The following is a 16,285-nucleotide window of genomic DNA, read 5'->3' as shown; positions in this document are numbered from 1 at the left end:
GCATGGCGAAGGCAAAGGCGAAGAAGGCAAAGCCTCTTCCATTCGGGCATAAGCTGGTCCTCAATCAGTGGATCGTCAGCCTGTTCGGCTTCGATCCGCTGAAGGACCACAAAGACGACAAGCGCACCTTGCGTCCGATGTCGCCCATTGCGAGCACCGTGAAAGATGCGCCTGAAGGCATGAATGCAGAGAACCTGCATCACTTCTACCGCGAGCTCGACATCCACCTTCAGCAAGGCAGCCAGATCACGCGGGAAGACCTGCTGCGCTATGAGCACAACATTGTCAGCCATACGCTGGCGATAAACGAGAAGCGCCAGCGCCCGATCATTTGGAAATACTACCAGTGGCTGTCGTTGCTGTTCGCGGAAATCTATCTCGATCGCTTCTTTGCTGACCGAGACGGGTTGCATGAGCAGCTCAACACCTATGTCGATAGCTTCAATGATTATTGGACCCAGGCGGGCTACGAGACGGGGATCACGTCCTATGCGGTCGAAGACCTGAACAAGCTGTGTCTTCAGAACGCGACCGGCTCAGGAAAGACGCTGCTGATGCACGTTAATTTCCTGCAATTCCGGCATTACGCGGAGGCCTCGCCGCTCAAGGACGATCTCACCCGCACGATCCTCATAACCCCTAACGAATCCCTGTCTGAGCAACACCGCAAGGAAATGAAGGCGAGTGACATCCTCGCAGAGCGTCTCCTCACGGACAGCGGCGACCTACTTTCAACGGGAAAGAACGGTCTGCGGCAGGTGGACTTCACCGAGGTGACGAAGCTCAAAGATCAGGATGGCCCCAACACCATTGCTGTCCGCAATCTCGGTGACCAGAATCTTCTGCTCGTCGATGAAGCGCATCGCGGCATGGGAAGCGAGGATGAGCGCGGCTGGTTTGCGAGCAGGGCGCGTCTTTCTGAAAAGGGCTTCGTCTTCGAATATTCGGCAACGCTCAAGGAAGCCGTCTCTGCCGCCAAGCGGGCTGATATCGAGGCGAGCTATTCCAAGGCCATTCTGTTCGATTATTCCTATCGGTATTTTTACGAGGACGGCTACGGCAAGGACTACCGCATCTTCAATTTGCCGAAGACCTATAACGAGCTGCAATTCTCGTATTTGACCGCCTGCCTGCTTTCCTTCTACCAGCAGCTCAAGCTCTATGAGGACAAGGGGGGCAGCTACGCCCCCTATAATCTCGAAAAGCCCCTTTGGGTGTTCGTCGGTTCGAGCGTGACCAAGGCCACCGGCACAAAAGCTGAGAAAGAGACGGTTTCCGACGTTGGCAAGATCATCGCCTTCCTGGCGACATTTCTGAAGGACAGGGGAGCATCCGCTGCCCAGATCGAGCGTCTGCTCAAAGGCAATGCCAAGGAAACGGGTTTACTGGACGAGAATGGTGGCGACATTTTCGCGGGCAGCTTTGTCTACCTTCAGCACTTGATGGCCGCAGAGAAGTGGTCGGCGGACGACCTCTTGCAGGAAATTCTCTTGAAGCTCTTCCAGTCGAAGTCTGGCGGGCAGCTCTCAATTGCGCGGATCAAGGGGGATGAGAACGAGGTCATGCTCCGCGTCGGGCAAGCGGATGAGCCTTTCGGCCTCATCAATGTCGGTGACGCGAGCGGGCTTGCCACGCACATCGCCGACAGGAAATTCGACAACGTGGCCGTCCTCGAATCCGAGTTTTCGGAAACTCTGTTTGGGCAGATCACGTCCTCCTCATCGCCCGTGAATCTGCTGATCGGTTCGAAACGCTTTGTCGAAGGCTGGGACTGTTGGCGCGTCAGCACCCTTGGCTTGATGCATGTCGGCAAAAGCGAAGGCGCGCAAATCATCCAGCTCTTTGGTCGCGGCGTGCGCCTGAAAGGCTATGAATGGACGCTGCAACGCAGCGGCTTTGCCACTCCGACGCATCAGCCAGAATACATCCAGTATGTCGAAACGCTGAATGTCTTCGGCATCGAAGCTGACTTCATGGAACGCTTCCGTAAGTTCCTGGAAGAAGAGGAACTGCCGACCAACGACCAGAAGCTCGTTCACACCGTTCCGCTCACCGTCACCTACGATTTTGGTCAGCGCCTCAAGGTGCTGCGCCCGCGACGCAAAAAGAGCGACGGCCAAGAATATTCTTTCAAACGCGACGGTGCCGTCCCGTCGTTCGGGGTCGTCCCTGACAAACTCAGGGAAAAGATTATCGAGATTGATTGGTATCCGCGTATTCAGTCCCTTGAATCGCGAAGGGGTGCGCGGCTGGGCGAAAAACAAGGCGCTGTCTTCAAATCTGCACACCTCGCGCTTCTGGACTATGACGATCTCTTTTTCCGCTTAGAAAAGTTCAAGCGCGAGCGCACTTGGCACAACCTCAATATCGACAAGTCCGCGATACTCCCCCTTCTTGCTGACACGACTTGGTATCGTTTGGTCACGCCCTCGGGCAAGCTGGGCTTCGACACATTCGCCAATGTCCGCCTTTGGCAGGAAATGGCATGCGAGCTCCTGCAAAAATATGCTGAGGAATATTACAACCACTGCAAGGCGGCCTTCCTTGAGCCGCGTCTGGAATTGCGAGAAATCGAGGCGGGAGATGGAAACTTCCCCGAGGCAGACGAATATCAGCTCATTGTCGATGCAAATGAGCTCGCGCTCATCAAGGACATCGAAAGCCTGACGCATGATATCGCCGCTCACAATGTTGGCGTGCTTCAGGCAGGCGATCTGAAAGGATGCCTTTTTGGCAATCACCTCTATGAACCTGTTTTGCATGCCGTCAAGGGCAGCAAAATCCAGGTCACGCCAGTCTCACTCAACGAGAGCGAGTTCCAGTTTCTCGATGACCTGCGTATCTACATAGAACACGAGCAGAAGCGCCTCACCGATGATGGCGTTGAGATCTTTCTGCTCAGAAACGAAAGTCGCGGGCGCGGTGTCGGCTTTTTCCAAGCAGGCAACTTCTATCCCGATTTTCTTCTCTGGCAGGTCAAGGACGGCGTGCAATATCTCTCGTTTGTTGAGCCACATGGCCTTCAACACGAGGGACCAGGTCACAAGAAGATCGAGTTTCATCGGACGATCAAAGCCATTGAAGACCGGCTGGGTGACGAAGATGTCGTCCTGAATAGCTTTGTCGTTACGCCAACACGATACGGCCAATTGAATTGGGGTAAGACGATCGACGAGCTCGAAGATATGAATGTACTCTTCATGGTCGATCAGGCTGATACTTATGTGTCCAAGATTGTTGAGCGCATGCTATATTAGCGTTTCTTATTCCGTATTTATGAATGATTTCTGCACAAAATGTCGTCGATGACCACTCTGCATGGGGCGAAGTGCGACCAGAACTGACGTAGCAAGGGCGTACAATGTCTTGATGGATGTAAGATCAAGTGGCCTTGTTCATTCAGCCGAGGCGGATATTCTGCGCCTCCAGCAGATCCTTCGCGAGAGCTATCCTTCAGGCTTCACTATATTCAAGGAGCTCCTTCAGAACGCTGAAGATGCCGGAGCACGTCGCATGGTGGTCGTCGGACACCGAGGGTTTGCTGATGCCGTCAACCCATTGCTTCGCACGCCCGGGCTAATTATCGCGAATGACGGTCGAGTACTAGCACGGCATATGGACGCGATTACCCGCGCCAGCGGCGGCAGCAAGGCAGACGAACGCTCGGCCGTCGGCCGCTTTGGTCTTGGGCAGAAATCGGTCTACCACTTGTGCGACGCATTTATCGCGCTTGGCCACGTCGAGGATCGCGACGATCTGCCTCAAACGCTTATAATGAACCCTTGGGGGCAGGTAGCCGAAGCGTATGCGGCGCATCGCGAATGGGCGACACTCACTGAGGCAGAAGGCCAGCTTCTGCTTGGCAAGGCGAGTGAACTTGGCCTGACGCAGGGCATGGTCTTGTTTTTACCGCTCCGGACAGAAAAATTGCGTCCAGGCCAAGACTTGTGCCTGTCAGATTGGAACTGGGAACCCGATAGAGCTATTACCGACATCCTTGAGGGGAGCGAGCTGGCCGCCACCCTGTGCTGCCTCAGAAATCTCGAAAGCATCGAGATCATTCCAATAGATGGGGGAGCCCGCAAAATCTCCATGGCACCCGGCGCGCGACGCCTCTCGGGGCCCGGGGTCGAGAGCGGTCCGCAAACCATCGGGGGCAAAGTTGATGGGGCTCACCTTGGTCTGACATTCAGCGGTTTTCAGCAATGGAAACTCGATGGGCAGGCGGCAAAGCTTTTGAAAGAGGATGGCTGGGACATAGCCTTCGACATCCAGAGGAAGCACATTCAGCCGAAGGCCAACCCGCACGGTGCGGTTATATTTTGCCGCTCGGCCGCCACCGAGGGGCAAAGCCGTCTGCGGTTGCGTCACGCGGTGTATTTGCCGCTTGGTGATCCAATATTCTCCGAACCACTTGAGCGCGGTGCGGAGGATATCGAACTTCTACTGCACGGCTATTCCTTCGTGTCGAGCGACCGGCGCAAGTTGCGTGACGACGACCACATCGAAACCCGCTGGAATCATGCGCTGCGCCGCGAGGTAACGCTGCCATTGCTGCTCGACACGTTGGCCGATGCATTGCCCGGGTTGCCTGGCGATGCGGAACGACAAGCGTTGATCCGTGCTTTGCGTCGCTCGTCATGGTGGGATGAACACAGGGCAGAGGCTTGCCAGGGCATGGCACTTGCCAATTGCTGGCCGGGCAAGAAGGCAGAGAGCTGGCAAAGCTGTTCTGGCACATCGCTGCGTCCGGTTTTGAGGGGGGAGGCGACGACGCTCGCCCGCCTCAAGTCAGCCTTTCCCGGAATTGAGGAATGGTGCGGTGAAAACGGCGTTCTTCTCGCGTTCGGCGCCATACTGACAGATGTCGATCCGCGATGGCCTGATGCCCAGTTGGCCGACCTCCTGGCGCTTGCCGGCCCGGCTGCTTTTCAGAAAGCGCAAGTGGCTGAAACCGTGGCCTCGCTTCTCGATGCGGCGGAGCCTGGCGTGGAAGCGCGAGCAGCCTTGGCGGAAATCTGTCTCCGAGCGATCGCTGAGGTTGATCAGAGCTTTGCAAGGACTGAAAAGCTGCGGGGGCTGGTTCGCTATCTGCCGCAGGATCGTATTCTCGTCCTGCCGACTAGTGTGGAAAGTCGCGAACTTGTTAGCGCCCTTGCCGCGGCGAGCAGCACCATTCCGATCAAATCATCGTGGGCCGAGCCTGGGGGAGCGATGGCTCGGCAATTGGGCCTAAGCGAGACGATCGAACTATTGGCCGCGGCGCAACCCTTCCTATCCGCCCGAGGCACGGTCTCACAGGAAGCGTCGGCCCTGATTTCGCACCTTCTGCGCAATGGTCCTTCACTCAACGCACTGGCCGGGGACGATCGGGGAAGCAAATTGGAGGTCATCCCTGCGCGATTGATGCAGGATGCGAACGACGTTCGCCTCTCATTGGGATCCATTGCAGATCTTACTCGACGAGGCTTGCTCTTCGATGCCGCACCCAATCAGGAGCTGGGCATGCTTGCCGCTGCAGTGGCGACACCACGTATTTACCGGCTAGGTTTGAAGGACGGGGGTCTTGAAAATCTGGCGTCGGCCAAAAAGACGGACTGCCTTCTGGCCGTTTTGAGACTGGCTGAGCGCTTCGGGGATCCCGGTAGTTGCGGTAAGCTTGCGGAACTTCTTGGTACCGATGCTTCGCGCGACGACCTGCGCAAACTTGTTGCACTCGATCCGGCTTTGCCTGCGAATGTCGCCTTGATCGAGCTGGATGAACTTGGTGGCATTCTCGATGAGTTGGTCCAAGTCCTCTTGCTGGAGAGGGAAGATCGCCTCGTTGCCTCCGCAACAACGGCAGAATTGAAAAAGGCACTTCGCGACCGCATTGGTTTGCGTCGGATCGATGTCGCGGAATTGGGAGATTGGCTCCGTGATGCACAACTTGAGGGCACTTTGCCTTCGATGGATGAATCCAAGGCCATCGCGTTGCTCAAGTCAGGTATCGATGACGACATTCTGAAAATGCTGCCTTTGCACCAATCCAATGGGGCTGATGATCTATTGCCAGCCACAGACATTTTCCGGGGGCGAGCCTCTGATGTTCCGCCAGCGCTGATGCCATTCACCCATCTTGTCGAGCTTTGGGGGGATACTTCGGCAGCGAGGGTCCAGAACAGGCTTATCGCGCGCTGGGGGCCTGAGGCGGCAATTCGGACAGCGTTGTCCGTGCCTAACCCCCAACGGTTCACCTCGGAAATAGCCAATGCATTGGGCGAATTGGAGCAGTTGCCGGATGATTTGATCGATACGCTTCGTCAGACGGCCTGGATCAGTGCAGATGGTGATGCATGGGCGCTGACCAGAGCCCTAGACTTACCTGTAGACGCCGAACATGCACTCGAGGGGCTGATTATCGAGAAGGGCGGGTATCTCTTTGCCAGTGCGCTTCCCGGTCCTCTTCGCGACCCGAAAGTGCAGCTGCATATGGAGAGGCTTCGACCGGATCGATCCCAGTCATTCCTTCTGGCGGCCCAACTTGCCGCTGATCACGGTGCGACCGGCCTTTGCCTAGATATCGTAGAGCACCTTGATGACTTGGCGAAGCTGGCTGGCGCGAATGCCGAGCTGAACGCTGAAGCGTGGCCCCTGATTTCTGCGGCGTTGCGAGAGGGCATGGTGGACGCGACCATTGCCGGGATGAGCGAAGTTCTATGTGTGCCATCCTCGGTAGGCATAGTTGCTCAAATGAACGCCATGGCTTCGCAAACTGGACTTGGTTCGTCTGCTGAAGCGGCACGAAGACTTTATCGGGCCGCGTTTGACCGAAACTTGCCGATTTTGACGCATGGTTCCCGCTTTCTTCCGCCAGATCTGCTTGTTCCAACCGAAGCCGGTCGGTTCGAAAGGGCGGACAGCGTTGCCCTCGCTGCAGCGGGTATCGATCCATCAGCGCTCCTTGAACGTGAATATGCGGGCAAACTCGACCAACCCGCAGATCAATCGACCCAAGAAATTTTGACGGCCCAGTCGGTCCATGCAGATTGGCTTGTAGGCATCGAACGCGCCTTCTCACCGCTCAGCCAATATGATGTGCATGACGGCATTCTTTTGGCCTTGGCTATGCTCGGCCGTGATCGCGGGATCCAGTCGCTTGCCGCGAAATGGGAAGGGCAGCGTTCGTTTCACCGAATTTGCGATGATCTCGATAAGCTGGCCGACGAACAGCGCGATGTGGAAAACGCTAATCTGGACCGCCTTGCAGAAATCCGTTTCGCCGTAGCGCTGCCAGATCACGGGCAGGTTAGTGTGCCGTCGGCGGCTGGGACTGACTGCACGGTACCATTGTCTGGTAAAGAGGATGCATTGCTCCTCGATTGCATCCAGCGAGGAATTGAGCGCGACGCAGCGGGATATCGACACGTCTACGATTTGGTGATCGGACCGGTTTCACCATCCGATGAAACCGAGGCTCGGCAGCTTCTGGATCAGTTTGTCAGAAAACTGGCCATTGCTCTGATGCTCGGCTTCGAGCGTCACAAGACGGCATTGTCCGAGCTGTTGGGCAGCTATTTCGCTAGCGATCAACGCACACTGTCCGACACCTGCGCGGAATTGCAGGAAGTCCTTCATGATCGCTTGGCCGGTATCAAGACCGGGCCTGTGATGCGCTCTGCAGTGAGTGACTACCATCGCGATGCGCCTCGCGACCGCGACAAGGCGCGCAGCGCGCTATGGGCCACCGCGCAGTCGGACGAGGGGGCGAAGGAACTCCTCGAAGCCACCCGCCAGAAGATCGATGAGATGGGATATGCCCCACATCGCGTGCTATTCGAACTGTACCAGAATGCTGTCGATGCACAGGCGCAGTGGCACGGCAACGGACGCTTTCGTGTCGAAGCCATCTCCGACGGCGATCAAATGATCACGTGTGTGCGGGTGATCCATTGGGGGCGGCCGGTCAATCAGCCCGGAAGTGATCCTCTAAAGGCCGAAGAGGAAGGGCACCGTCGCGATCTTTCGAACATGCTCGCGATCAATCACTCTGCAAAGGATGGGGATGCAGTAACCGGTCGCTTCGGCCTTGGATTTAAGACGGTGCACATGCTCGCCGACGAAGTTCGGCTGGCTAGCGGTGGCATAGCCATTCGTATTCTGGGCGGCATGATCCCTGTCGACTGGGAAGGGGGAAGCAGGACGATCGCCCCTTTTCACGACAGGGGGCGCAAAGCGACACTTATTGAAATTCCTGTGGCACCTGGTCGAGCAGAAGAGGCGCTTGAGGCATGGAAAGCGTTTCGGGAGGCCGCTCCGTTCTTGGCTGCACTCGGTCAGGACGCATCCATCGAAGTGGCAGGCCCAGAAGGCGAGAAAGTATTCCGACACGAGGAGCATAGGCTGGTTGATGGCGTAAGCTGGCTGGCAATCGATGGCACTCGCCACGTACTGCGCTTCGATTTGGGGAATGATTTCCGGCTCTTCCTGCCCTTCGGTCGCAATGGACCCCATGCCTTCCCGAGCGATGTGCCTCAGTTCTGGCATCTTGTCCCGCTCGTTGGCGAACGCCGCCGGGGAGCCTGGCTATTGGAGGGCCGCTTCCCGGTCGATCCTGGACGCACCCAATTGTCCGGTACGGCAGACGAGAAGGAAAACCGATTTGCGCGGCTGGGCCTTTCCCTTGGCCCCCGGCTTATCGCCTTTTACGACGCTTGCAGTGCCGACTGGGCAGGCTTTGCTCACGCGACGGGCCTGGATCCCGAAGGGCGAGAGGACTTCTGGCGAAAACTCGTGCAGCTTTTTGCGCATGACTTGGCAAGTTACGGACCTGAACATTCACTGCATAAATCAGGCCAAGGCCTCGCACGACTATGGGCGGAACGCCCCTTAGTTCCCTTGGCATTCGGCGGTGCATCGTGCGCTGCTGATGTAAAATGGCGCTTGTCAGGAGCCATCGCCGACCATGACGCTCAAATAGCGATCACTGAATTGCTCGCTTTGGAAGAATTCGCAAATGCCGTTGTCACGGAGGAAACTGGCCGGCTGCTGAAATCTGTTGGGCTCCCTTCGGGGCAACGTTTGGATACCGTTACCTTGGTCGAAGCGCTCTCCGGAGGCGAGGGCATAGACTGCGCACTAGCGGGAAGTCTTGCCTGCCTTTGCGGAGAAGCCGTGTCGCTTGCCATGACCGGCGAGGAAGAAGCGGAATTCCGCAAGGTCCTGCGCGAGCGGAACTGGCTAGCCGAAGATGGAAGTTGGCAGCCCATCCGGCTGCTGGCATTTCCGCAGGGCAATAGCGATGAACAAGAGCGGGCAGCCTTCGCGCCTCCTTCAGGGCGGTTGGCTTCGAATTACACGGGGGCTGCCTTTGACCTCGCCGCCTTCGCACGTGAACAGTCCGGACATACGCCAAATGTCTGGGAGAAATGGGCTGAGAGTGCTGGTGACAGTCCAGTGCGCCAGACAGCCTTCATTCGCTATTTGGTCGGCGCGGATGATCGGACTGTCGCTCAATTGGCGAGCGCGGCAAAGTGGCTTCCCATTGTGGACGAATTGGTGAACTCTCCGTTGCTCGCCGGACTGCAGCAGGACGAAAAAAACCGATTGCTCGCCAAACTTGGATATTCCTTCGGGTTCCTTCCAATACCGGTCGATCCGAGCAGCTCTTGGCAACCCGATGCAGAGCAGGCGCTTTCGGGCATCGCGCAATGGTGGCACGACAATCACGTCGGTCTGCGCGAAGCTTATGATCGTGCGGTCTATCCTGAAGACTTTTCCTCCGGGGCTTTGGCTGACGGGGATAAGCCTGCTTGGTTTACCATGCTCTCGCTCGCAACCTTCCAGACGCTCGGGAGGATCAAACCGGCTCAGTCCCGGCAATTTGTTGCCAGGGCGATCCAGGATGGCTGGTGGCAGGAACTCGCGACAATCGACCCTTGTGACGAGGAGCTGAGGCCTTTTGTCGAGCGGCTTCGAGCCTGGAGCGATCCGGATGCGGATGAGAGCTACCTGATGTGGCGCCGATGCCTTCCCGATCTATGCATGATCGCACGGCACCTCGAGAGCTACCAAAGGCTATTTATGAAGTTACCGGCGGTAGTTGCCCAAGAGGGCGATGTATCCCTTCGCGGGCACTTGCGGCCGGCTTTCTCCCACGTTGCGGCTCGCATGGGCATAGAGGCAGCGCCCCTAGCAAGATCGCTTGGTATTGGCGCAAACTGGCTGGTGCGCGAATTAAGCCGCAAGGGTATCTATTCGCAGGCTCAATCCGAACAGATTATGCCTTATGGCTGGAGCGCAGCGGAACGCGTCCGCCGCCTCGCCCACTCCCTCGGCATGGGCCAGTTCGAGCGTGGCATTGACGAAGGACGCGCCCTGTATGGGGCAGTCGAGCGTTGCATTGGAGATGCCGCCCATTTCGATGGTGACGGTGATTTGCCATTGCACGTCATCACACTCGCCAAGCACCGCGATGACCTCGTGTCGATCCTCTATGATGCCGACGTCGCAGAATGGCCAGATAACAGTTGGGACGATGCCGAAGATGACGATGCCTGAAGCGCTGGCCGCCGATACAAGGGTCAATCACCCGCGCCACGGCGCTGGCCAAGTGATTGCGGATGCAGGTGAATTTGTCGTTGTTCGTTTCGGCGCAATGATTCAGCAGGTCTTGCGCACCGAACTTACCCTTGCTCGGTCGCTCGAGCAGGCTCTTTCCACCGGCACATTTGATGAAAGCGCAGAAACTTTAATGCGCGCCAGCGCCATGGCTATTCGCTCGGTGAACGATCAGTGGGGGGTATTTTCAAGATCGCGGGTGCAACTGCTCCCGCATCAGCTTTGGGTTTGTCACAAGGTCAACCGGACATTCCCCTTTCGCTGGCTGGTGGCTGACGATGTGGGGCTGGGAAAGACCATTGAGGCTGGCCTTGTGCTCATGCCTTTAGTGGCACGAGCACAAATCCGCCGCCTACTGGTATTGGCGCCTGCCAAATTGGTGCCCCAATGGCAGAAGCGGCTTCGTCAGATGTTCGATATCCGTCTGCAGGTCTATGATCGTTCTGTTGATACGCCGACCGTGGACTTTTGGGACACAGCGAACATGGTCGTGGCATCGGTTCACACTCTGCGCCGTGAAGTTGCCGATGGTCGATCGGATGGTAGTCGCTTCCTTTCTGCCGACCCTTGGGACGCTGTGGTGGTCGACGAGGCGCACCATCTTCACGCCGATGAGCGGACAGGGGAAACTCTATCCTTTCAGCTCCTGCGCGCGCTGGAAGAAAGACACAAGATCCGCTCGCTTTTGCTTTTCACCGGTACACCGCACCGTGGAAAGGACTTCGGCTTTCTTTCCCTACTCAGCCTGCTCGATCCGGACCAGTTCGGACCCGAACATGATATCGACGAGCAGTTGACCAAGCTTCCGGATGTGATGATCCGCAATAACAAGGCGACTGTCACTGACCTCAAAGGCAACCGCCTCTTCACGCCGGTCACGGTGGAGACGCGAGAATACGCCTTCAGCCCTGAGGAAAGCGCCTTTTACGAAACGCTGAGCAGCTTCATCATTGATGGGCGAGCTTATGCATCGACACTCGATGGCCGGGCGCAGTCAGCCCGGATGCTCTTGCTCATTGCGCTTCAAAAATTGGCAGCCAGTTCGATCGCCGCAATTCGAAGCGCTTTGACCAAGCGCCGGGCCAAACTGGCAGATGTCGCCGAACAGGCTCGCGCCCCTATTCCGACGATAACGGAGGGAGATGAAGACGAGACTTTGGATGATCGAGCCCGAGCCGATGAGGAAGCATGGAGCAAGATGCTAGCCGAACTCATGGAGGGTGAGATTGCTCGGCTTGATGAGTTGCTCGAATTGGCAGAGCCTATTCAGCAGGAGCGCAAGATCGAACGTCTGGTCGATCTCATTGAACGCGAGCTGCCTTCAGGTGAGCCCGTACTTCTCTTCACCGAATATAAGGCGACACAAGCCTTGGTCGTTGATGCCCTGCACGCTCGATTTGGGCACGGCTGCTGTGCCTTCATCAACGGCGATGAACGCTTGGAGGAGATCAACAATGCAGACGGGTCTCGCGGGCCGAAAAGTTGGTCGCGCGATGCGGCGGCAGAGGCTTTCAATCAGGGTTCGATCCGGTTTCTGGTTTCAACCGAGGCAGCAGGCGAGGGGATCGATCTCCAAGAGCGTTGCGCTACGCTGATACATGTAGACATGCCATGGAATCCTATGCGTTTGCATCAGCGTGTCGGGCGACTTTCCAGATATGGTCAGACACGGCCGGTCCAGGTCTTTATCCTGCGAAACCCGGACACCGTAGAGGCGCGAATTTGGGACCTATTGAACGCCAAGCTCGAGCGAATTCAGCGCGCTCTCGACGAAGCCATGGACGAGCGAGAAGACATCAGTCAGCTCGTCATCGGCATGACCGGCCCGAGCACATTCGAGAAGATTTTTGCGGCTGGACAGACGCAGTCGCGCGAAAGCCTTGATCAGTGGTTCGACCGAGAATCCGCCACCATTGGCGGAGAAGATCTGGTCGACAAGGTCAAGACGATGATGGGGAACGTAACCCGCTTCGATTTTGCGCAGGTTGGACGAAACCTCCCGCAGGTCGATCTTCCCGATCTCGAACGTTTCTTCGCGATGATGATGGAGTCGCAAGGCCGCCGCGTGTTTCGGAGGGACGATGGGCTGGATGTACTGTCGCCTGAGAAATGGGTGGATGACGATTACGCGATGCAGGATCGGTACAAAGGCTTGCTGTTCGATCGCAACGTCCGCCTTGGCGATCGGGAAGGCCCAACGCGTCTCGTGGGTGTGGGGCATACGCTTTTCGATCGCGCTTTGAAGGAAGGAGAGGGCCTGCAAAGCACACTGGCAATTTGCCTGCGATTGCCAGCTCCCTTGCTCATTGCTTCGGTCGAGGACCAAGTCACCGGCCAAGACCATTCGGTTACCAGGATTGTCTTGGGGGCATGGCGCGATCATGAAGGGCAGACCCATGTCCTGCGGGATTGGGAGGTTCTGCAGATGCTCAACACCTCGGGCCGAGCAGACAATCTCAAACCACCTTCTGTGAACGGCGAGCAACTGAAGGCGCTCGAGGCGTGTCTTCTTTCGTCCATGAAGGCAAGCTTGCCAACTATCGCCGAAATGATGACCCGGCCCGGAATCCGCAGTGAGATCATGCTTCTGCCGGATGAAAACGCCGGTACGTGACCGTCCTGCCTAGGTTCTGAGGAAAGGCTGCGCATCTCTCGTGGGGCATGTTTCTATGGCGTGGGCCCTTGTTTCTGCTATGTTCTAAGGAGAAGCGAGATGAATGCGATCATGACCAAGTTTGACATCGACAACGCTGAGCATCGTACTCCGAAGTGGGAGGGGCTGTCCGAAATCGATCAGGCGATCCGTGACAATCGCGTGATGGAGTATCGGATGAAGAAGTCCTGGGCCGACCCGTGGGGACGGACGCTGACTGTCGCGGGCTTGGCTGTCATTTTAGGCGTGTTTTTGTTCCTTGCCGGTGCGTCGTTCGGACTCTGGTGAATCCATTCATCACCATTCTTTCACTTCATCGGCCGACTCTGCACTTGCGCCCTGAGCGCCACGGGTAACCGTATCAAGGCGGCTTCTGGATCCGCGGATCCGTTGGCGCCCGGCATCCTGAGCGCGCAGCACTTCGTCGTGAACGGTGCCAGGGTCTACCTGCGGCACGTTTCCAGAGACCCCTCCACCGATTTGGGCACGACCTCTGACAGATCCCGGTCCTGTGACCGAAGGGCGCGAGATTGGCTGTCCTGGCGTCAGTACGAGCCTGTCCTCGATCCCGTCGCGCAGCTGTTCAGCGTAACTTTCGATGAATTTGCCCTGCAGCGCCTGACCTTCCGGACTGAGCTGGAAGGTCAGGTCGTCGAAGCGGACATTGCCGTAGAAGTCGCGATTGCGTTCGATTTCGACCAAGCCCCATTCGCGATACGCCTGTGACAGATTGAGGCTGCCTGCGGCGCTGTTGCCTTCGAAGAACGATGCCTGGCTTTCGAGGCGATTTGCCAGTTCCTCAGCCCGCCGTGCTTCGCGGCTGTAACTCTGGGCCTCGGTTAGAGAAGCGTTCATGCCGCTCGCGGTCGACGAGATCGAGGAACTCGACGAGGTACTGACACTGCGAACAAACCCGTCGCGCGTGCTCGACCAGTTCCTACTGTCCGACATTTGCGCGAGGCTGCCGAAGATGCGCGAGCGGTCCTCGGATGCGATGCCGATGTCGCTGTCTGTCCAAGTGCGAGTTCCGCCAGCCTTTGCCCCCACGTTTGCGGAAAGCACACCGTTAGTAACCCCAGCTTTAGCGCCCGCTTCGCCCCCAAGGAACCAAGCGGTCGAAATGTCGTCAGCGGCCCTTCGTGAGAGGCCGAACTGACGCTGGAGGTTTGTCGATGCCTGGTCGACCTCGTTGAAGGCGGTCTGGATGCTGTCGGAGTTGGATGTGCCGGTTGCGCTCTCGAAAGCCGATCCGCGGCTGAATTGGCTGCGCAGCTCGCGGAACTTCGTGACGGCGCTGGTGGTCGTTTCCGTCGCAATGTTCGCATAGCTCTCGCTGTTCGAGCGGGCCTGCGATGCCATTGTCGACAGGCGTGAAGTGAACTCCTGGCCGAGGCTGGGCGTGAAGGGATAGCTAGAGTTCGGAAGCTGATCGTAGCTGGCTTCGGGAAAACTCGTCGTCATCGAGCCCGTATCGCTGAATGTCCGGGTCTGCGCCGCGCCATAGGCGAAGCTTGGCGCGATCGTTCCTTGTGCGAACTGGCGCGTCAGAACGCTCGAATTCTCAAAGCTCGTATTGCCCAGCGAGACGTTGCCCGTGCTCGCCTCGCGCGCCGCTTCCTCGGCCGCGTTCTGGCTCGGATTGAGATAGCTTGTCGCATGGTGCGAAATCGCCATTGCGCCCTTGGCGACGCCGCCGGCCAGAAACGGCACCGAGGCGATGAGATAGCCTGCGAGCAGGCCGATATCGCTGTTCACATCGGCCATACCGGTGAAGCTTGCAAGACTGAGCCCGCTGCTTCCAGCAACCGCGCTCATGTCCGCGGCGCCCTTGTACATCAGCATCATGTGCAGGATCACGAACAGCGGTCCCCATGCCGCCAGGTAGAAGAAACCTGTCACATAGCCTTTGAGTGCCAGCGGCCCGGTCTTGGGCAGCAGGAACAGGGGGAAGAGGACCGGAAACAGGGCGTAGAAGAGCACGGTCAGCACGACATTGAGGAGCGGCACCCACTTCATCGCGTTGCTGGCAATCGAGCCATAGGTCCGCTCGGTCTGGATATCCGCACGCGTCTGGGCGTAGACGTCGACGTTGCCCGCGCCGCTCGTTGCCGCCATTGAATGCATGGCCTGGCTCATCGCGTTGATCGTCAGCATCTGCTTGAAGATCTCGGTCGCATTGGCCGAGACCCCGGTGAGGTACTGGTAAGCCACCGGCAGGTCAGCAAAAAGCTTGGCCTTGGCGAGGGCGGCGGTCTGGTTGGGATAGAGCTGGCGTCCGAAGACCGTCCCCATGCCGTCGATCAGTCCGGCCCACTGCGCGTTCAGCGCATCATAGGCTTCGCGGCAGGTGATGATATTCGAAGTCACATGACCGGTCCCGGTGTCGCGGGTCAGGAAGCGCTGGGCCCGCGCCTGACTGCCGGGCGCAATGGTCGTCCAGATGTCGCTGGTCTCGGCGAGTTCCTTCATCGAATATCGGCCAAGCAGCACGTCGTAAAACACGCATTGCCGGAAATGCTCGTCGAGATTGGCGGCAAATTCCGGGTCGGAAATGCGCAAGGAGCGCGTGGCATCGTAGAGCCGCGCACCGTAGATCATGCCATTCTTAGAGTAGTTGAGATCGCCCGGCAGCCCGAACACCACCTCGGCAGAGCCAGTCAGATAGTCGCCGACCTGGCTCGTGAAGCTCGCCATCAGCGCAAGCCCCAGCGGCACATTGCTGACATTGGCGGGCGCGAGGCTGGGGTTGAGCCGGTCGGTCACATGGACGTCGAGCCGCGGCACCATCAGGCACGAATAGATCAGGCTCGCGCCGAGGAACCAGTTGATCCAGGCCCGCCAGTCCTGATTGAACGCCAGCGTGATGGCGGACAGGCCAAGCCCCATGACCATGACAACCTGCAGGAGGCTCTTGTAGCCCCCATTGCCTGTCCAGGCGGCGACCGCCTGGAAAACATTGACCAGGTAGTCGCCGCCGCCAACTGTGAAAATCTCGACCATGATGCTTGGCTCCCGCCGCTTTCGGCGCGCTGA

5 protein-coding genes are annotated in these 16,285 nt (G+C 57.8%); 4 read left to right on the top strand and 1 reads right to left on the bottom strand.

Annotated features, from left to right (window positions below):
• Positions 1-2: 2 nt before the first annotated feature.
• The 4 genes from KYK83_RS15270 to KYK83_RS15255 all read left to right on the top strand — a co-directional run bounded on the left by KYK83_RS15270 (position 3) and on the right by KYK83_RS15255 (position 13,540).
• Positions 3-3,257 carry a DEAD/DEAH box helicase family protein gene (locus KYK83_RS15270; protein ID WP_222828913.1) on the top strand — a complete coding sequence of 1,085 codons (3,255 nt, stop codon included), beginning with the start codon at positions 3-5 and terminating at the stop codon, positions 3,255-3,257.
• A 112-nt stretch (positions 3,258-3,369) separates the two neighbouring features.
• Positions 3,370-10,539 (top strand): sacsin N-terminal ATP-binding-like domain-containing protein, encoded by a 7,170-nt coding sequence (locus tag KYK83_RS15265; RefSeq protein WP_222828912.1) that lies wholly within the window; start codon positions 3,370-3,372, stop codon positions 10,537-10,539.
• Positions 10,526-13,213, top strand: a complete 2,688-nt coding sequence (locus KYK83_RS15260; protein WP_222828911.1) for a DEAD/DEAH box helicase — start codon at positions 10,526-10,528, stop codon at positions 13,211-13,213. The genes KYK83_RS15265 and KYK83_RS15260 overlap by 14 nt, the downstream gene beginning before the upstream one ends.
• Positions 13,214-13,312: 99 nt before the next feature.
• Complete coding sequence (locus KYK83_RS15255; RefSeq protein ID WP_222828910.1) at positions 13,313-13,540, top strand: hypothetical protein; 228 nt, start codon at positions 13,313-13,315, stop codon at positions 13,538-13,540.
• Positions 13,541-13,549: 9 nt separating this feature from the next.
• Here KYK83_RS15255 and KYK83_RS15250 read toward each other — a convergent pair whose 3' ends face one another.
• Positions 13,550-16,252, bottom strand: coding sequence for a conjugal transfer protein TraG N-terminal domain-containing protein (locus tag KYK83_RS15250; RefSeq protein ID WP_222828909.1), 2,703 nt, complete (start codon positions 16,250-16,252; stop codon positions 13,550-13,552).
• Between the last annotated feature and the right edge of the window lie 33 nt (positions 16,253-16,285).

This window comes from Qipengyuania pacifica, assembly GCF_019857205.1.
GTDB lineage: Bacteria > Pseudomonadota > Alphaproteobacteria > Sphingomonadales > Sphingomonadaceae > Qipengyuania > Qipengyuania pacifica.
Note: the sequence above shows the minus strand (reverse complement) of the source record. Positions and strands in the feature narration are given on the sequence as shown.